Genomic DNA, 19871 nt, shown 5'->3' with positions numbered 1-19871 from the left:
TAAAGCTATTTACGAACATTGTTTATCAAAAAATTGAAATAAGAGCGCATTTTAGATGGTAGATATTGACGAATCAAAGCCACATGATAAAACAGAACTTACAAGCACTGCTGCTTCTACTGAAGCAAATCGTGCTCATCTTGAGGAAACGAGTAAACACATCGAGGTACTATTGCATGCTTCAGAAGCGCCGCTAACAGCTCATGCGCTAAAGAAGCATTTGTCGTTATCCACGAAAGAGCTAAAACAAACCCTAGACGTATTGCAACAACGTCTAGACACAGGTGTGCTCAAACTACACGAAACAGCTAGTGGCTATCGCTTACAGATAGGTGATGATTACAGTCGTTTGATTCAGCGCGTCTTTCCGCAGCGTCAAGAACGCCTAAGCCAAGCACTACTTGAGACATTGAGCGTCATTGCTTATAAGCAACCTGTAACGCGCAATGATATCGAGCAAGTACGCGGTGTGACGCTATCAAGTAATATACTGCGGCAGCTATTTGATAAAGGATGGATCTTAGAGAAAGGCTATAAAGATACTTTGGGACGTCCAGCACTGCTTCATACTACTGCGCAATTCTTAGATGCGTTTGGGCTGAGTCATCTAGATGAGCTACCACCGATGCCAGATATAGATACCATACGAGCGATGTCTTAATTTTTCTATTAGACAACTCAAACTACTCTCATAAAAAAGGACAGACCCCGTAGAATCTGTCCTGTTTATTAGATGTTTAATCTTACTTATACTGAGGTAAAACCTATTGAGCCACTCACCTATTAGTATTTGGTGATTAGTCTTTACTGATTAATGACATCAACGCCTTTTGGTGGGTTGAATTTAAACTGGCTGCTACCGATGCTAGGGTTCATTTTGATACCACTGAACTTAATAGAAGTCGTTTGACCTAGGGTATCGTTTAATACCATCATGACAGGTTTACCACCGCTAAAGCTCATTGATAGGCTCTTAAAGCTAGCGCTGTCTGATTTTGGATACAGCACATAGTAGTTTTTATTGCTGTATGGCTGAGTAATCTTGAAGTTCTGATCAATCTTGCTTGGATCACCTGATAATAACAACGCTGGCGTATTACCTACTTGGCTGTCGACGTTTTGCTTAGTCGCTTGTTCTAAATCTTTATCATAGATCCACATAGAGTTACCGTTGGCCACGATCAGCTGCTCTGATGGTGACTTGGTCTCCCAGCGGAAGTTATTGGGACGCTGGACGCTCATAGAGCCTGTGAAAGTACCGCTGCTAGCCCCTTTCGTTGTTTGGCTAAAATTCGCAGTCATACTCTTGGTATTGGTCAACAACTTGTTCAAGCGTTTGGCTGCCGTCATATTGTCAGCAGGTGCCGCTGTAGCAGACTGAGTCAATGCCATCATAGGGGCGGCGATACCAAGTGAGGTCATCAATACCCCTGCCAAAGCCCCACTCATTACTTTTTGTTTGGTCGTTTGTTTCGTAGATACAGTCATCATAAATCCTCTCTAAAAAAGCACAGTTGCTTTAAAAATAGTCGCTTTAAAAATATTTACTTAAAATAAAACAGTTTATTAAAATTTTTATCTTCTAAAAATGCTTATGTTTGCCAGTATCGAACCGGTATCAATCAGCAATGGCAACAGTGTGCCAGTTTTTTTATTATGCGCCTAGTCATGATTTGCAATCATTACTACGCCTGCCATACACGCTTGTAACCAATACAGTTACACAGTGAAATATGTCTTTATCGTCATTAGCTATGAGTCTTATTTTGAAAAAATAGTTGGGATAGAATTTTAGACCATTGGAACTGTTTGATGAATCGGGACGGTTTGATGGTAGATAGTTCGTGAAGACTTAATTCTTGAGTATATCGTTTTTGTATCGGTTGATAGGACTCTATAAACGCAAAAATCCCCTATTACCATCAGGCAGTAGGGGATTTTTTAATTATCTGATCATTCTATCCAAAGAACAAAACGACCTACATAGATAATTATGCGTTTTCAACCGTAACATAACGACGGTTAAATTTACCTTTGGTCTCAAACTTTACAACACCGTCATTTAGTGCAAATAAAGTATGATCACGACCCATGCCAACGCCTTCGCCTGCGTGGAATTCTGTACCACGTTGACGAACGATGATGTTACCAGCTACGATAGCTTGGCCACCAAAGATTTTTACGCCTAGCATTTTTGGGTTTGAATCACGACCGTTACGGCTCGAACCGGCAGCTTTTTTATGTGCCATGAGAAAATCTCCTTGTTAATGTGACTTATCGCTTATGCGACAACTCTTAAGCATTTAGTGCGCTATTTAGCAATGTTTGCTAAATGGGTAATTAGGCATTAATGGCTTTGATTTTTAACAAGGTATACCATTGGCGGTGACCTTGCTCTTTGTGGTAATGCTTACGGCGGTTGTGCTTGATGATACGGATTTTTTCGCCGCGACCATGCTCAACAACTTCAACTTCTACGCTAGCGCCATCAACAACAGGCTGACCGATTTTGACGTTATCGCCGTCAACAACCATCAACACGTCTTCAAATTTGATTGTTTCGCCTTTTTCTGCTTTTAGCAATTCAACTTTAAGCAATTCATCGACGACTACACGGTGCTGTTTACCACCAGTTTTAATTACTGCGTACATTGTATGACTCCGTTTAACCCGTGTGCCGTGGCTGATGTTATACCAACGCTTTTACGACGAACACGACAGGGAAAAATTAAAGGCAAGATTCTACGGCTTTTTGCTCATAAAAGCAAGCCGCGCCTCTTGTTTTTGTAAGGTGATTACACTAAATCACCATCGCTTATGTGACGACAAGTTCTATAAATGATTAGAACGCCGTAGATGACCATTCTAATCAGACTCTAGAAGTCATCATTTCGATCGATGGTTTGAGCCTAACGGGAGCTATTATAACTTATACAATCAGTTACTTACAGTCCTTTATCAAGCCATTATGTGACTACAGCATCATTTAATAAGTGAACCACTGTATGATCCAAGTATGCGATACCTTTTATCAATTACAAGCTACTCTTTATATACAGTAATGCGTTTGTAGCGTAATGCCGACCTCTTCTGTCATCTACTTTAACCCACAATTTTCGCAGACAGCTATGCTATTATAAGCCAAACGATACCTTACCCATGGATGGACGACATCAAGGTTATAAAAACTCTCTTTATTCTTATTAATATGACTATTTATTATGACTATTACCTCTACAGATAATACCCTACCCACTGCTCAAGCAACGCCTAGCTATGCTGATATCCAACGTATCGTCGCCAATGATTTTGAGGTGATGGATAAGCAGGTATTCGGTAGTCTAAATTCAAAAGTACAGCTAGTGATGAGTGTCTCGCAACACGTGATCAATGCTGGCGGCAAGCGTATGCGCCCGTTGATTACGCTTTTATGTGCTCGTATGTTTGATGATAACCCATCAGAAAAAGCCATGCACTTAGCGGCCATTACTGAGATGCTGCATACGGCAACTTTAGTCCATGATGACGTGATCGATGAGTCAGGACAACGCCGCGGCAAACCAACTGCAAATGCCACTTGGGATAATGCCACTGCGGTGTTGGTCGGTGATTATTTGATTGCACGCGCTTTCAATCTTTTGGTCGGTTTTCAGAGCTTGCCCCTATTGCAGATATTTTCAGATGGGACTTGTGATATTGCCGAGGGTGAGGTATTACAGCTACAGCATCAGCACAACCCTGCGGCGACAGAAGAGGATTACTTACGAATCATCGATGGTAAAACCTCACGGCTGTTTATGATGGCGACCCAAGGCGCTGCTATTTTGCAAGACAAAACCGAATATATGACCGCATTGGGCGCATTTGGACAACATTTTGGTAATGCGTTCCAAATTATTGATGATGTGCTGGACTATAGTGGCGACAGTGACGTAATGGGTAAAAACTTGGGCGATGACCTTGCAGAAGGCAAGCCTACTCTACCCACTATCAAAGCACTTGAGCTGCTAAAAGACAGTGATACCGAAGGCTACGAGCAGCTTCGTATCGCTGTACAGACTGGCAAGACGCCAAACGCCGAGCAGCTCATTGAGTTAGTAAGACAATCAGGCTCATTAGATTATTGTAAGCAGCGTGCTTTAGAAGAGACTAGACTCGCCCAACAAGCGCTTAGCACGTTACCTGACAACCAGTATCGTCAAGGACTGTATCAATTGACTGAGCTTGCTAGCGCACGACTAGTATAATCAAATCTGAGTCGTCTTTACTTTCAGCCAACTAAAAAGACCAGCCAGTTAAAACAGCCAGCTGATAAAGACGACTCTTCTCTTAACGCTTTAGCCGCTTTCTTTAACAGTCGGTTAACGTAACGCCGATAATTCAAAACGACTCTCTCAAAAGTTACCCTCTCAAAAACGACGGTATCAGCCAAATCGTTACCTTTCTTTAAGTTTCATAACTCCTTGCAGTACTATAATCATGACAAGGGTTTTGATGGTTAAATGATGTTAGATAAAGATATGATGTTAGATAAAGGCATATTGACGACAGTTTTCTGAGCGGTAATTAAGGGTTGCTAAATTTTCTATTTTGAGTACAAACATGGTTTTTGGGGTCTTAAATACCCTAGTGCTCATATGGCTTTACAATTATAACAAAAAATTACATTATGTTTTGGTGTCGGGTTGTATATCAGACTATTAGCTGTTAGCTAATGTGACGCTTACTATAGCGCCATTTTTTTTATTCATAAAACGTAATATTACTACTTTTCGCCTCTGCCTCTTTTATAAATCACTTGACTGTGGGGTTACCCCAATAGTTTATAATAACCCATTAAATTTACTAGTCCACTTTGTAATCTGTCTACATTTTTGATGCCAAATCCGCCAAAACCCTACTTTATGTTTCTCACTATCAGATGTCCTACTAGTGAGTTTTCAATTAATAAGTATCATCAAAGGCTGGGTCGATAGCGATGGAATAGACTTGCAGGATTAGTAAACACTTTATATCTCATACGCCAACATTTATTGTTTAATTTTTATACTGTCATTATTTATATATATTGCCGAGGACATTGATGAAGCACTCTACTCTTGCGCTTGTAATAGCATCTGTACTATCTGGAGCTGTACTGGTCGGCTGTGACAAAAGCGACGACGCTGCTGGCGAACAAGCGGCACAACAGCAAATGCCGCCTGCGGTTGTCAACGTTCAAACCGTTACGTTCGATACCATTCCACAGGTACAGACTTTTTCTGGACGTACTGCCGCCTACCAAACTGCCGATGTTCGCCCACAGGTCAATGGGGTCATTGATGAAGTGTTGTTCCGTGAAGGAAGCAATGTCAAAAAAGGTCAGCCACTGTATCGCATTAACACCGATAACTATGCGTCGTCTGTCAGCAGTGGTCAAGCAGCCGTACAACAATCACAGGCCAACTATCAGACTGCTGTAGCAAACAATGCTAATGCAAAAGCTGAACTGGTGAGTCGCCAAGCGTCATTGGCACAAGCACAAAACGATCTACAACGCCTGCAAGGTCTTGTCAGTATCAATGCCATCTCACAGCAGCAGTATGAGCAAGCACAGACAGCGGTACGTACTGCACAAGCTGCTGTACAAAGTGCGGCGGCGGCTGTCGGACAGACCCAAGCGGGTATCGAAAGCGCAAAAGCAGGTATCCAAACTGCCCAAGCTGGTCTCGATGCAAGTACGTTGGATTTGAACCGTACTATCGTACGCGCGCCTCTTACCGGTCGTACTGACCGCTCAAGCGTGACTGCTGGTACGCTAGTGAGCGCCGGTCAAGCGGATCCTCTGGTTACGATCTCGCGCTTAGATCCTATCTATGTCGACATCAGCCAGTCTTCTTCTGAGCTACTCAAGCTGCGTCAGCAAATAGCAGACGGCTCTGCTCAAGCAGGTATGAACTCGGTTGAATTAGTACTAGAGGATGGCTCAGTCTATCCAGTACGCGGTAAGCTTGCATTGTCTGAGGCCAAAGTTGATGAATCAACAGGCGCGGTCACTTTACGTGCGATTTTCCCGAACAGCAACAATATCTTGCTACCCGGTATGTATGTCACAGCGCGTCTAACACAGAGCGTCATTACCAATGCCACTTTGGTCCCTCAGAGCGCGGTGACACGTACGCCTAAGAGTGAGACTCAGGTGTATATCGTTGATGAAAACAACAAGATACAAGTACGTCCCGTCACTATCAATGGTACTTATGATGGTCAATGGGTTGTCACTGATGGCTTGCAAGTAGGTGACAAAGTGGTTGTGATTGGCGGTGCTAAGGTAAAACCTGAGCAAGAAGTGGTTGCCAAGCCCTTAGAGAGCGCAAATCCTGCGCCATCTGCACAAAACGCGCCTAATGCCAAAACGCCGCAGCAAGCGGCAAAAACGATGGATAAAAAGCCAGCTAGCACTGCCGCTTCTAGTAGTGAGACATCAACAGAAGCTGCTGCTAACTAATTCCATTCAGAGACAAGAAGACTTAGGGATATACTATGTCACGTTTTTTTATTAATCGCCCTATCTTTGCTTGGGTGCTGGCTATTTTGGTCATGCTCATCGGGGTGTTATCGGTTCTCAACCTACCGATTGAACAGTATCCACGTATTGCACCACCGACGATTTCGGTCAGTGCAAGCTATCCGGGTGCTAATGCGCAAACTGTTGAAAACTCCGTAGTACAGGTTATCGAACAACGTATGAAAGGCCTAGATGGCCTCATGTACATGTCGTCATCGAGCTCATCAAATGGTAGTGCCTCAGTGACGCTAACGTTTGAAAACGGCACTGATTCTGATACCGCTCAGGTACAGGTACAGAATAAGCTGCAGGCTGCGATGAGCGCCCTACCTGAATCGGTACAGCGACAAGGCGTCAACGTCAATAAATCGTCTAGCAGCTTTATGATGGTGCAGGCATTTATTTCTGAAGACGGCAGCATGGATCGTAGCGATATTGCCGATTATATTAACTCCAATGTCCTCGACTCGATCAGTCGTGTTGAAGGGGTTGGTGAGGTTCAGGTCTTCGGCTCTACTTATGCGATGCGTGTTTGGCTTGACCCTTCACGCCTGCGTAGCTACAACATGGTGCCATCCGATGTTGTCAGTGCGATACAAGCGCAGAACGCTCAGGTATCTGCTGGTCAGTTAGGACAAGCGCCCGCTGATGCAGATCAACAAGTTATTAACGCGACAGTGACCGTTCAAAGCTATTTACAAACACCTGAAGAGTTCCAAAACATTCTGTTAAAAACAGACACGTCTGGTGCTCAGGTGCGTTTGGGTGACGTCGCTGATGTCGAAATCGGTAGCGAAAACTATAGTGTTTTATCGCAATATAATGGACAAGAAGCTGCAGGTCTGGGTATCTCACTTGCTGGCGGTGCCAACGCATTAGAAACTCGCGAAGCGGTCAGCGCGCGTATGACTGAGCTGGAGCAAAACTTCCCAATTGGTCTAGCCTCAGTCGTTCCGTATGACACCACACCCTTTGTACGCTTGTCTATCGAACAAGTCGTTATGACCCTCATTGAAGCGATTGTGTTGGTATTTATCGTTATGTTTATTTTTTTACAGAACTGGCGTGCAACGATTATCCCGACCCTTGCCGTACCTGTCGTACTCTTGGGTACCTTTGCAGTGTTGTATATTGCAGGCTTTAGTATCAACGTCTTGACCATGTTTGCTATGGTTCTCTCCATCGGTCTGCTGGTCGATGATGCGATTGTCGTGGTAGAGAACGTTGAGCGAATACTAGAAGAAGATCCACATATCTCTATCAAAGACGCGACCACTCAATCGATGGGGGAAATCAGTAAGATCGTTATTGGTATTGCGCTTATTTTGTCCGCAGTATTCGTACCGATGGCCTTCTTTGGCGGTTCAACTGGTGTGATCTATCGTCAGTTCTCTATCACACTGATTACGAGCATGGTGCTCTCTGCCATGGTGGCATTGATATTCACCCCTGCCCTATGTGTGACACTGCTCAAACGTGGTAAGAGCCACGACAAAAGCAGTACTGAGACGCAAAAAGGTTTCTTTGGTTGGTTCAATCGCGGCTTCTTTAAACTTAGCCGTTCTTACGAAAAGTTCGTCGGTAAAAGCATACGTTTTAAATGGCTTTATATGATTGGCTATGCCGCCATTATCGGTATCATGGCGGTTGTGTTCTTACGTATTCCTGGCTCATTCTTACCAGAAGAAGATCAAGGTATTATGTTTACCTTGGTTCAGCTCCCTGCTGGGTCGACGTTAGATGAGACGCAAGACGTACTGGATAAAGTCAGAACCTATTATGATACCCAAGAGACTGATAATATCGAGTCTGTGTTTACCATTGCTGGCTTTAGTTTTGCAGGTCAAGGTCAAAACATGGGGCTGGCATTTGTTCGTTTGTCAGATTGGGAGGAACGCTCTGGCGATGAAAACACCGCACAGGCAGTTGCTGGTCGAGCAATGGGATATTTCTTCACTCAGTTAAATGAAGCACAAGTATTTGCCATTGTACCACCAGCCATCACTGAGCTTGGTAATGCCAGTGGTTTTGACTTGATGCTCCAAGATAGTAGTAACTTGGGACATGAGGGGCTGCTTGAAGCCCGTAATATGCTCTTAGGTATGGCCGCGCAGAATGACCAAGTCTCAGGCGTACGTCCTAATGGTCAAGAAGACTCACCGCAATTAAAAGTCAATATCAATCAAGAACAGGCCGCAGCTTATGGCTTGTCATTGAGTAGTATTAACAGTGTTATCTCTACTGCGTGGGGCTCAAGCTACGTCAACGATTTTATCGACCGTGGTCGTATTAAGCGTGTGTATGTCCAAGGTGAAGCGAGCAGCCGTACCAACCCTGATGACATCGGCAAATGGTATGTACGAAACGACATGAACGATATGATTTCGTTCGATGCCTTCTCTAATAGTGAATGGCAATCAGGCTCACCGCGTCTGACTCGCTACAACAGCCTACCGTCAATGAACATCCAAGGTAGTGCAGCACCAGGACTCAGCACTGGTGAGGCAATGAGCTCGATGGAGGCAATGATAGAACAGCTGCCTGAAGGTATCAGTTATGAGTGGACTGGTATGTCATTGGAAGAGCAGAAGTCAGGTGCACAGGCACCTATGCTGTATGCGCTTTCAATCCTAGTGGTATTCTTATGCTTGGCGGCATTGTATGAGAGCTGGTCTATTCCTGTCTCAGTCCTATTGGTCATACCACTTGGGGTCTTAGGCGCCGTAATCTTTACATGGCTACGCGGTTTTGCCAACGATATTTACTTGCAGGTGGGTCTACTCACGGTCGTTGGTCTATCCGCCAAGAACGCTATTTTGATTATTGAATTTGCCAAAGAACACCAAGAGGAAGGCTACAGTCTAAGAGAAGCGGTCATGACAGCAGCACGTCAACGTCTGCGCCCGATTATTATGACCTCGCTTGCCTTTGGTCTCGGTGTTGTGCCATTATTCTTGGCGAGCGGTCCAGGTTCGGGCAGTCAGAATGCGATCGGTACTAGTGTTGTCGGTGGTGTGATAACTGCGACACTACTAGGTATCTTCTTTATTCCGATGTTCTATATCTGGGTGCGTAGTGCATTTCCGCATAAATATGAGAACAACAAACCAAACGATAGAGACGATGGCAACGGTACGCCTGACTCGCATACCCCAATGCCTGCTGATAACTATCAGCCTGCAGGCCAGCCTGCAAGTCTTGGAGACAACAGATAATGAGTGCTCACAACATGTTTACTACTAACTCAGTGGCGGTGGCAGCTTCTGCTACCGTGGCACAGCCAACTCTGTCGCGCTTACGTAAAAATAGCAGTCGCTTGCTCGGCCTTACTGCCTTGGCAATAAGTATGACCGCTTGTAATACGATTCCAAAAGCTGATATGAGTCCTGTTTTGGCAGAGCCAAACCTTCCTATAGAACAAGCTTATGGTGCGTTCGATAAAGAAACGATCAGCACCCCTGAGCAAGCAAGTGTGGCAGGTCAACGCTGGCAGAACTTTTATAGCGATGAGCGTCTAAAAGGCTTAATCGCTCTAGGTCTTGATAACAACAAGAACTTTGAAAGTGCGCGCCTAGCAATTGAACGCGCGCGCGCGCAATATCAAATAACCGATATCAATAACTTACCAGCGATTAACGCAAGTGGTGGCTACTCGCGTGGCGCTCAAAACAATATCAGTAGTAGACCAGGTAGTGACTATACGGTACAACTAGGACTTGCCAGCTACGAGTTAGATTTTTGGGGCAGAATATCCAGCCTAAAAGATCAAGCGTTACAAAGCTTTTTGGCGACCACTGCTGCCACAGATGCTACCCAGATCAGTCTAATCAGTAACATTGCTCAAAGCTATGCTAATTTGAGCTACAGCTTGGCACAGCTACAACTGGCAGAAGCAACGGTGCAAAGTCGTGAGCAGTCATTGTTTATCGCCAGTAAGCGTTTTGAAGCCGGTATCGATCCTAAGCTTCCCTCACTACAGGCCAGCGCCTCACTTGAAAATGCTAAGCTCGCTGTCCTACGTGCGCAGAGTAGTATTTTGCAGTCGCGTAATGCTTTACAGTACTTAGTGGGCGGGACGATTCCAAACGAGCTTATCCCGACGCCTGCCGTTAGCAATATCACCAGCCAGCAGATATTTAGTGCAGGCCTGCCAAGTGATTTGCTACGCTATCGTCCAGATGTACTGCAAGCGGAATACAACCTTAAAGCGGCTGGTGCAAATATAGCGGTAGCACGTGCAGCTTATTTCCCAACCATCAGTTTGGCCAGTAGCGTCGGTCTTCGTAGCGATAACTTGGGGGATTTGTTTGACAATAATGGCTTTAGTTGGTCGTTTGGTCCTAATATCAGCGTGCCTGTCTTCGATGGTGGTCTTTTAGATGCAAATTATGAAGTCGCGCAAATCGAGCGTGATCAGACTCTCGCAAGCTATGAAGACTCTATTCAAACCGCATTCCGTGAAGTATCAGATGTACTTGCCACGCGTGCCACACTTGGCGAACAGCTCGAATCACAGTATCGCTTGCAAGACAATTTTGAGCAAACCTATCAGATTGCTGATGCCCGTTTCAAAGCTGGTCTTGATAACTATCTAGATGTACTCGATGCACAGCGTTCATTGTTTTCTACTCAGCAAGGTATATTAGACTTAGAGCTACAGAAAATCATTAGTCAAGTTGAGTTGTACCAAGCACTTGGTGGCGGTGCTAACTTGGATGTACCAACCGTGATTCCTGTACCGCAATATACCAATCTAGCTCAAATAGCGTCACTGCCTAGCAATACTGCAAAAGCCAAAGCTGCGGATGCCATACAAGCTGCCAGCTCAGCACGCGTAACCTCTCCTCAAGAGGCTATCGCTATTAAGCAGTCGCAAGCGACAGAAACCACTACCTTTAATCCTACAGCTATCGTCGATGTTAATGATGATGGCAAGAAAGATGCCGCTGTGGGTGTGATCACAGAAGAGACTCACTTTAGCGACAATAGCGTGGAGCAAGTTCCTGTCACACAGATTGTTGAGCCTTAAATGACATACTCATAATGTGATGATGCAGCACTATCATCATATCGACAGTCGATAAGTACCATCAGCCCTACCGACTTAACGTGGTGGGGCTTTTTGCTTTTACTGACATCTTTTGGTTATAGTAGGCTCGCTTTATACAAGCTCTTTTTATCTGTAGCCACTGATAAAGAACAGATTTTGATAAGCCAATTCTATAAAATACCGCTTATAGTGATATTATTTTAACCATGTAACATGATAACTATTAGAACAATCATAAGGAACTATTATGAGCTACACCTTTAACCGTCAATACCCTGCCACTCGCTTACGTCGTCTGCGTTATAACGATAATGTACGCTCAATGATTCGTGAAGTGGAGCTGCATCCTAAGCACTTTATTGCCCCTGTATTTGTATTAGAAGGTGAAAACCAGCGCGAAACCATCGCTAGTATGCCGGGCGTTGAACGCTTATCAATTGATTTGCTAATTAACTATGCCAAAGAATTGTTAGCAGAGGGTGTGACAACCATCGATCTTTTCCCTGTGATCGATAACGCTTTGAAAACACCAGATGGTAGAGCTGCTTATGACGAAAACGCCCTGACTGCACGTACGATAAAAGCAGTCAAAGATGCTGTACCAGAAATGGTCGTCATGACTGATGTGGCATTAGACCCTTATACCTCACACGGCCAAGATGGCCTGCTTGATGATAGCGGCTACGTCATCAATGATGCCACTATTGAGGTATTGGTCAAGCAAGCGCTCGTACATGCCCGCGCTGGCGCTGATATCATCTCTCCGAGTGACATGATGGATGGACGTATCAAGGCTATGCGTGATACGTTTGAAGCTGAAGGGTTTTTTAATACCGCTATTATGGCCTACTCAGCCAAATATGCGTCTGCTTACTACGGTCCATTCCGTGATGCTGTCGGTAGTGCTGGTAATCTAAAAGGTGGCCACAAAAAACAATACCAGATGGACTTTGGTAATCGCGCTGAAGCATTGCATGAAGTTGCTATGGATATCAACGAAGGCGCTGACATGGTTATGATTAAACCTGGACAGCCTTATCTAGACCTTATCCGTGAAGTTAAAGACACTTTTGGGGTACCGACCTTTGCCTATCAAGTATCGGGTGAGTATGCCATGCATATGGCCGCTATCCAGAACGGCTGGCTCAGTGATGCTGTAATTTTAGAGTCTTTGATTGGGTTCCGCCGTGCTGGTGCAGATGGTATCTTGACGTACTTTGCGCTAGAAGCTGCCCGTCAGTTAAATAATGCGTAGTATGAGCTAAACAGCTCTTGATAGCATAAAAGCCCCAGCTGCCTCATAACAGTTGGGGCTTTTTGCGTTTGTGCTCTTCTAGAACGGTACTCTTCTAGAACGGTACTCTTCTAGAACAGTGCTATTCTAGAGCAGATAGCCTTTGACCACCTTTATGAGTCAGACGTATTTATAAGGATTCACGATTGTGCGCTGCCGTAAAATCAATAACAGGCCCAGCAGGGATAATACGCGTAGGGTTTATATTGGCATGACTGGTGTAATAATGCTGCTTGATGTGCTCCATGTTGACGGTCTCAGCAATACCGGGCACCTGATACAATTCACGTAGATAACCCCAAAGGTTTGGATAATCGACGATACGATGCAAGTTGCATTTAAAATGTCCAACGTAAACGGCATCAAAACGAACCAACGTCGTAAACAGTCGCCAATCAGCCTCGGTAATGGTGTCACCTATCAGATAGCGCTGCTGGGCAAGGCGTGTCTCAAGTGTCTCTAATGCTGAAAACAGCTCATTCACCGCCTCTTCATAAGCTTCTTGAGTAGTAGAAAACCCAGCCTTGTATACTCCATTGTTGATAGCAGTGTAGACAAATGCATTGATATCATCAATTTCTTGCAATAGCTCTGCTGGTACAAAATCACCTGCTAGTGCACCAACGTCATCAAAGGCAGAGTTAAACATCCGAATGATTTCTGATGACTCATTACTCACGATCGTATTTGTTTTTTTGTCCCATAAAATGGGTACAGTGACACGGCCTGTATAGTCTGACTTTGCTTTGGTATAAAGCTCATAGGCATAGTCTGCATTAATCACTGGGTCGGCAATCACGCCTTTACCCTCTGCAAAAGTCCAACCATTCTCACCCATATATGGATGAACCACAGATATCGGAATGATATCCTCCAAACCTTTGAGCTTACGATAGATGAGTGTGCGGTGTGCCCAAGGACATGCCAACGACACATACAAATGATAACGATCAGTCTCAGCCTTGAATCCGCCCACCCCTGTTGGTCCTGCACTGCCATCGACCGTTACCCAGCTTCTAAAACCAGAATCTTCACGCTCAAATCGACCACCACTACCTTCTGTGTCGTACCACTTGTCCTGCCATTTACCATCGACTAATAAACCCATATCGTTGCCTTATATTTTTTGATTTATATTAAAAAACGTTTAGTTGCGCTTAGCTATGCTATTTAGCGTTTATATTAACATCTCTGTATTGTCCTTCCTCAAATCTTCGTTGCAAGATTGGTATGGTTATAGATGTATTGCTTATCTAAGATGTTATCTGTTCCTTATGCTGAACATATAGAACCCTATAAAGGTAAAATCTCTAATATTTTGATAATAACTGCAGATAGTGATAGAAAAGGCTTGCAAAGTCTGAGAAACTTGCTAAAATGCTCAACCTAAATAGGCGTATAGCTCAGTTGGTTAGAGCGCTACCTTGACATGGTAGAGGTCGTTGGTTCGAATCCGATTACGCCTACCAGATTCGAAAAGCCCCAATCTTAAGATTGGGGCTTTTTCTTGTCCGTAAAATATGGGCTGCAGCGAAAAATACTTGCTTACGTCAACTCATAGTCATGATTATACAATCAGATTTAAATCATCTAAAAAATTGACGGTGACCAAATGGTGACCAAAACGTGACCGACCCTTGAAAACCATTAGAATTAAAACCCTCTTTTTGACCTCTACTTTAAGCTGCAAGCTGAAATCTATTTCTGAGTATTTTTATCTTTATCCTCTTTTACATATTCAAAAATATCCCCTACCTCTACTTCTAAATACTCACAAAGCTTATCTATAGTATCAAAATCAATTCTAGATGATTGATCGTTATATATCTTATGCAATGTCGTCTTGCTTACCCCTGTTGCTCGTACGGCATCCGCTACCTTTAGCCTTCTTTCAGCTAACAAAGTTGGGAGATGGTTAACTATCATCCTATAAACTCCAATTATAATTATAAAAAGTACTTGCATAGTTATAAATTTATGGTAAATTACAACTATGGTGCCTAAAAGTACCATTATGGTTAAACTTTATATAAGGAACATATTATGTCACATACCTACCTAACTACCCAAGAGCTTTCTGAGCTCATCAAATATAACCCTCGTACTATCCGTAATGAGCTTAAGGATAGTGTGCTTATCGAGGGTATTCATTATATACGCCCGTTCGGTGGTCGTAAGATTCTGTACATTTGGGAAGAGATTGAAAAAGATATGCGCACTGGCATTGCCGGTAGCGTCAATGCCATGGCACTTCAATAAGGAGAAATAGAATGGCTAGTATCAGAAGTAGATACGGCAAGCTGGTTGTAGATTTTTATTACATGGGTATACGCTGTCGGGAGACGACAAACCTAACAGACACACCAACGAATCGTAAGAAGCTTGAAAAAGTGATCGAGAAGATGGAAGCAGAAATCATCTTAGGACTGTTCAACTACGCTAAGTACTTTCCAAAAAGTGATAAAGCGGCACAGATGGTAGCGTTAAACGACCGCAAGGAATGCATTAGTACCGATACGCCCTCTTTTGAACAGTTTGCAGAATTATGGTTCTCTGAAAAAGAAATTGAATGGCGTGATACTTATAAGCGCAAAATAAAGGAGATTATTGATATGTACTTGATTGTTAAGTTTGGGACTAAGCCCATTCATCTTATAAAAAAGACAGATGTATTAGCCTTCCGTTCATCCCTCGCCAAAGTGACTTACGGAAAAGCTAACAAACATCTGTCAGCGGCACGCATCAATTCGATAATGGTACCTTTAGGTATGATACTAAAAGAAGCAGCTAAACGCTATAAATTTGATAATCCTTACTACGATATCAATGCGCTCAAGCAACCTAAAACGGATATCCAACCATTCACACTAAGTGAGGTTTGGACGTTTATTAATGGGGTGAGAGCAGACTATCGCAATTATTATCTGGTACGTTTTTTTACAGGTATGCGTACGAGTGAGATTGATGGGTTGACGTGGGAGAACGTTGACTTTAATCGACGTGAGATTGTGATCAAACAAGCTTATGTTAAAGGCAAAATTGTTCCTCCTAAAACTCAAGAGTCTTACCGTGCGATTCAAATGTCACCTTGGGTCTACGATGCTTTGAAGGAACAGCAGGCCATCACTTATAAGCGATCTGACTATGTGTTTTGCGCACATACAGGTGAGCCACTTGATTATAACAACGTGAATAAGCGTGTTTGGCACCCTACTCTTAAGATTTTGGGTCTGAAGAAGCGTAATGCTTATCAGACTCGTCATACCGCAGCGACGCTATGGTTAGCTGCTGGCGAAAGTCCTGAATGGATTGCCAGTCAAATGGGACACTCTACGACCAAGATGCTATTCAACACGTATAGCCGTTACGTACCGAATATGACTCGGCAGGATGGTAGTGCATTTGAAGCATTGGTCAATCGCAGTCAGATTGCTCAAGTATCTACTGACAAGGAGACGTCACAATGAAAATTATCAACTATGCGAAGTTGTTTAGTGAGTTTAAACCCGACGGGGTTGTAAGCGAAGATGCAAACATTCTCGCCAATACTTTGATTTGTGAGCTGCATATTTCTTTTGGCTTCAACCTAGCACGTTTTTTAGGCGTGAATAGCTATTTTGATAACCATATGGCGATGCGCGCATGGGTACAAAAGCGCTTAGACGCTAATCCTGATTATGTATGTGATGAGATGTGTGGTCAGCTTGAGAGTGAGCTTTACGGTCTTTTACCACAAACTGGCTATGGTTGTTAAGGAGGATATTATGAGTGTAAACTTTGTGTTTGATTCAGCTTTTGACGATACAACAAAGCGTTTGTGCCATGAGTATTGGTCATATGTGTCGCCCAATGATTATATCGCTCATTTAGAATTGCTTTGTTATGACCACAATATGGAGATTGATGAGTTGTTTACCACACTTGCGAGATGTCGGGTTTATTTGGATGACGTACACTGTGAGTACTGTGGTCGTCCTTATCAGTTAGACGTACCAGCAGATATATCTTATGCAAGGAAATTGAATTCTTGGTTTTGTGAGGGATGTATCAGCTTTTCTGGTGGACAGCTTATTGTAGATAGATAAGTGTTTAGAGGTCGCTTATTGCCAGACAACTTAGGTTGTCTGGTTTTTTATTGCCTTTTAAATCTTTAACGACATTCATTGTCGTAAATATTTTATTTCTGTGTTGTTACGCTGAACAAATTAGGCTATTGTTTATTAAATAAATTAAAAACTATTGTTTGGATTTGAAATCATGAAAGATATAAAAATTCAAAGAAAGCAATCAAATACTGATGAGCAAAAATTTATCGCGCACGTGCGTCAGAGTGATGGAAGCGAACAACTACTCTATGACCATCTGATAGGTACAGCTCAAATAAGTAAAGCGCTAGCAGCCAAAATTGGCCTGCCACTCTCAGGTGAGCTAATTGGTCTAGTACATGACCTTGGTAAATATAGTCAAGCGTTTCAGACGTATATCAAAGACAGTATTGCCTACGACAATTATAAAGATCTAGATTTGGATGAGGACGAAGAAGCTAAAATCCTACTCAAGGGCAAACCCAAACGAGGATCCGTTGATCATTCTACTGCTGGGGCTGTACACCTTCACGAGTTGTTCTGGAAATTAACGAAAACTATAAAAGATGAAGTGAAGAAACAAAAAATAGAAGTTGGGCAGGGACAGCTACTTGCCGATATTTTATTCATCTGCGTGGCTTCACATCATAGCGGTATGGTAAACGTCGTCGATAAAGGGGGACATCACTACCTTCATTATCGTAAACAAAAGCCAGAGGATACATCTCACTATCATGAGTCTTTGGTTAACGCTACCAATAACGGTTTACTTACTCATTTAGATCAAAAAATAAAAAGTGAAACGCTCAAAGAATTCATTAAAGTCGTTGCTGGCTTACTATATGACAAGTTATCAACTGATAAACAAAAAGACTTTTATATTGGCTTTTATGCTCGCCTATTATTTAGCTGCCTTATCGATGCGGATCGTAGTAACAGCATTGCCTTTGAACATCCCAGCCAAGCGCACCTTTTAGAATATTCTCGTCCCGACTGGCAGATAGCCATAGACAAAGTAGAAACGCTGTACGAAGGTTTTGCTGATAAGGCAAAACATTGTCCTCTTGACCCTATCAATCATCAGCGCAACCTCATTGCTAAAACATGCTATGAAGCAGGACAAAAAGAACAAGGTATTTTTACGCTCACTGTGCCCACAGGTGGAGGTAAAACACTTGCCAGCCTTCGTTTTGCCGTCCAACATGCAAAACGCCATAATCTTGATCGTATTATCTACATCATTCCGTTTACCAGTATTATCGAGCAAAATTCACAAGAAGTACGAGATATTCTAGAAGAGAAGCTTGCTGACGGTAGCTATGTTGGAGATTGGGTGTTAGAGCAACACTCCAACCTAGAGCCTGATATACAGACATGGCAAAGCAAACTTATCATGGATAATTGGAATGCACCGATTGTATTTACCACCATGGTACAGTTTTTGGAGAGCTGCTTTGGCGGCGGTACTAAAGGCGTCAGACGTTTACACCAATTAAGCCGCGCCGTCATGATCTTTGATGAAATTCAGACGTTACCGATCAATTGCTATTATTTGTTTTGCAATGCTATTAATTTTTTGACCAGTTATGGACATTCTACAGCGGTACTATGTACAGCTACCCAACCCGTTCTGAATAACCTGCCTATTAAACACAACGGTAGCCTCAATCCAGCGGTAGAAATTGTTGGCAATCGTGACCAGCTGACGGAGCTATTCGATACGTTAAAACGGGTAGAGATTCATGACCATACTGAGCAGACAAAAGATGTAAACGAATTGACTGATTATATTAGTGAGAATTTCGAAGTATATGCCAGCACTTTAGTCATTGTAAATACCAAAGCTTGGGCAAGTCAGCTCTATCAGACATTATCAGAAACCGTGCGCGAGGACGAGCTATATCATTTGAGTACAGGACAGTGTGCCCGTCATCGTAAAGACTTATTAGATAAAATTAGAAACCGTTTAAAGCAAGGACTGCCAACTTTGGTTGTCTCAACTCAGCTTATTGAAGCGGGCGTTGACGTGTCGTTTGCATCCGTCATTCGGTTTTTGGCAGGTCTAGATAGTATCGCACAGGCATCAGGGCGTTGTAATCGACACGGTGAGATGATGGATGAGAATGGTAACTCTACCAAAGGACAAGTGTTTATCGTGAAGCCTGATAAAGAGAGCTTAGACAAGATACCTACGATTAAACTAGGTAAAGAGCAGATGGAAAATAATATTTTACCGCTTCTGTCTCGATCTGAAAATGCAAATAGGCATTTGCTTGACCCCGATATTATGCATGACTTCTTTAAAGTGTTTTATACGACAGATTTTGCGAAGCAGCAAATGGCTTATCCAGTTAAGGATAAAGAAGGCAGATCTTCTAGTAGTGATACTATATTTGGCTGGACAAGTAACAACAATCTCAATCCTGCGGTCAATAATGATAACGTTAACAGGCTTAAAAAAGGTCAGTTTCCAGAACTTTGGCAGTCCTTTATGGATGCAGGACGCGCCTTTAAAGCGATTGATGCGCCAACCAAAGCTGTTGTCGTACCTTATAGTAATGAAGGTCGTGAACTCATTACCGCGTTATATGGTACACAAGTAAACGATAAAGATTTTTATAAGTTAGTACGCGATGCTCAGCAGTATAGCGTCAACGTATTCCCATTTATGCTAGACAGACTCATAGACGAAAAGGCTGTGAACCAAGTACGAGATACAGGCATCTTAACTTTGTCAGAGACATTTTACGATGCGCATATGGGATTGAATATAGCAGGAAATGGTACGCTTGATTTTATGGATTTTGGTATATAGCAGGTGAAATAAAGATGGCAATGACTGTGGGAAGACAGCCATTGCCAAGTAGTTTCTAGCCTATTTAGCTTATAGTTTCA

16 protein-coding genes and 1 tRNA gene are annotated in these 19871 nt (G+C 43.1%); 12 read left to right on the top strand and 5 right to left on the bottom strand.

What is annotated here, in order from left to right:
- The first annotated feature begins 55 nt into the window (after positions 1-55).
- On the top strand, positions 56-661 hold the full coding sequence (gene scpB / locus ACTXGL_RS07950; RefSeq protein WP_443526087.1) for an SMC-Scp complex subunit ScpB: 606 nt from the start codon (positions 56-58) through the stop codon (positions 659-661).
- A gap of 143 nt (positions 662-804) precedes the next feature.
- Here the strand turns inward: scpB and lolA are convergent, their stop codons facing one another.
- The 3 genes from lolA to rplU all read right to left on the bottom strand — a co-directional run bounded on the left by lolA (position 805) and on the right by rplU (position 2652).
- Positions 805-1491 carry an outer membrane lipoprotein chaperone LolA gene (gene lolA / locus ACTXGL_RS07945; protein WP_442967646.1) on the bottom strand — a complete coding sequence of 229 codons (687 nt, stop codon included), beginning with the start codon at positions 1489-1491 and terminating at the stop codon, positions 805-807.
- A gap of 500 nt (positions 1492-1991) precedes the next feature.
- Positions 1992-2249 (bottom strand): 50S ribosomal protein L27, encoded by a 258-nt coding sequence (gene rpmA / locus ACTXGL_RS07940; RefSeq protein ID WP_319050653.1) that lies wholly within the window; start codon positions 2247-2249, stop codon positions 1992-1994.
- A gap of 91 nt (positions 2250-2340) precedes the next feature.
- Entirely contained in the window at positions 2341-2652 is a 312-nt protein-coding gene (rplU, locus tag ACTXGL_RS07935; RefSeq protein WP_057761012.1) for a 50S ribosomal protein L21, read from the bottom strand.
- 569 nt (positions 2653-3221) lie between these two features.
- On the opposite strand from rplU, the gene ACTXGL_RS07930 reads away from it, so the two are divergent.
- The 5 genes from ACTXGL_RS07930 to hemB all read left to right on the top strand — a co-directional run bounded on the left by ACTXGL_RS07930 (position 3222) and on the right by hemB (position 12852).
- Positions 3222-4247, top strand: coding sequence for a polyprenyl synthetase family protein (locus tag ACTXGL_RS07930; RefSeq protein ID WP_319050654.1), 1026 nt, complete (start codon positions 3222-3224; stop codon positions 4245-4247).
- A gap of 836 nt (positions 4248-5083) precedes the next feature.
- The gene (locus tag ACTXGL_RS07925; RefSeq protein WP_319050655.1) at positions 5084-6487 is read left to right on the top strand and encodes an efflux RND transporter periplasmic adaptor subunit; all 1404 of its coding nucleotides are present in this window, start codon (positions 5084-5086) and stop codon (positions 6485-6487) included.
- Between the two features lie 35 nt (positions 6488-6522).
- Complete coding sequence (locus tag ACTXGL_RS07920) at positions 6523-9762, top strand: efflux RND transporter permease subunit (RefSeq protein WP_319050656.1); 3240 nt, start codon at positions 6523-6525, stop codon at positions 9760-9762.
- Entirely contained in the window at positions 9762-11576 is a 1815-nt protein-coding gene (locus ACTXGL_RS07915) for an efflux transporter outer membrane subunit (RefSeq protein WP_443526083.1), read from the top strand. Before ACTXGL_RS07920 ends, ACTXGL_RS07915 begins: the two co-directional genes overlap by 1 nt.
- A 268-nt stretch (positions 11577-11844) precedes the next feature.
- The gene (hemB, locus tag ACTXGL_RS07910) at positions 11845-12852 is read left to right on the top strand and encodes a porphobilinogen synthase (protein ID WP_319050658.1); all 1008 of its coding nucleotides are present in this window, start codon (positions 11845-11847) and stop codon (positions 12850-12852) included.
- Positions 12853-13021: 169 nt separating this feature from the next.
- Here hemB and ACTXGL_RS07905 read toward each other — a convergent pair whose 3' ends face one another.
- Positions 13022-13999: a glutathione S-transferase family protein gene (locus ACTXGL_RS07905; RefSeq protein WP_443526081.1), complete on the bottom strand. Its 978-nt coding sequence runs from the start codon at positions 13997-13999 to the stop codon at positions 13022-13024.
- Positions 14000-14283: 284 nt separating this feature from the next.
- On the opposite strand from ACTXGL_RS07905, the gene ACTXGL_RS07900 reads away from it, so the two are divergent.
- Positions 14284-14360 (top strand) — tRNA-Val (locus ACTXGL_RS07900).
- A 229-nt stretch (positions 14361-14589) separates the two neighbouring features.
- Here ACTXGL_RS07900 and ACTXGL_RS07895 read toward each other — a convergent pair.
- The gene (locus tag ACTXGL_RS07895; RefSeq protein WP_443526080.1) at positions 14590-14817 is read right to left on the bottom strand and encodes a helix-turn-helix domain-containing protein; all 228 of its coding nucleotides are present in this window, start codon (positions 14815-14817) and stop codon (positions 14590-14592) included.
- Positions 14818-14934: 117 nt separating this feature from the next.
- Here ACTXGL_RS07895 and ACTXGL_RS07890 point away from each other — a divergent pair, with 117 nt between their 5' ends.
- From ACTXGL_RS07890 to cas3, 5 genes are all read left to right on the top strand, one after another.
- The gene (locus ACTXGL_RS07890; protein WP_075107543.1) at positions 14935-15150 is read left to right on the top strand and encodes a hypothetical protein; all 216 of its coding nucleotides are present in this window, start codon (positions 14935-14937) and stop codon (positions 15148-15150) included.
- An 11-nt stretch (positions 15151-15161) separates the two neighbouring features.
- The gene (locus tag ACTXGL_RS07885) at positions 15162-16358 is read left to right on the top strand and encodes an Arm DNA-binding domain-containing protein (protein ID WP_443526078.1); all 1197 of its coding nucleotides are present in this window, start codon (positions 15162-15164) and stop codon (positions 16356-16358) included.
- Entirely contained in the window at positions 16355-16645 is a 291-nt protein-coding gene (locus tag ACTXGL_RS07880) for a hypothetical protein (protein WP_443526077.1), read from the top strand. Before ACTXGL_RS07885 ends, ACTXGL_RS07880 begins: the two co-directional genes overlap by 4 nt.
- Before the next feature lie 10 nt (positions 16646-16655).
- Entirely contained in the window at positions 16656-16976 is a 321-nt protein-coding gene (locus ACTXGL_RS07875; RefSeq protein ID WP_443526075.1) for a hypothetical protein, read from the top strand.
- 172 nt (positions 16977-17148) lie between these two features.
- A complete protein-coding gene (cas3, locus tag ACTXGL_RS07870) occupies positions 17149-19791 on the top strand; it encodes a CRISPR-associated helicase Cas3' (RefSeq protein ID WP_443526074.1) in 2643 nt (880 codons plus the stop codon).
- Positions 19792-19871: the final 80 nt, after the last annotated feature.

Origin of the sequence: Psychrobacter sp. T6-6 (assembly GCF_052258185.1) — a bacterium.
Taxonomy (GTDB): Bacteria; Pseudomonadota; Gammaproteobacteria; order Pseudomonadales; family Moraxellaceae; genus Psychrobacter.
This window is presented reverse-complemented; position numbering and strand designations above follow the sequence as displayed.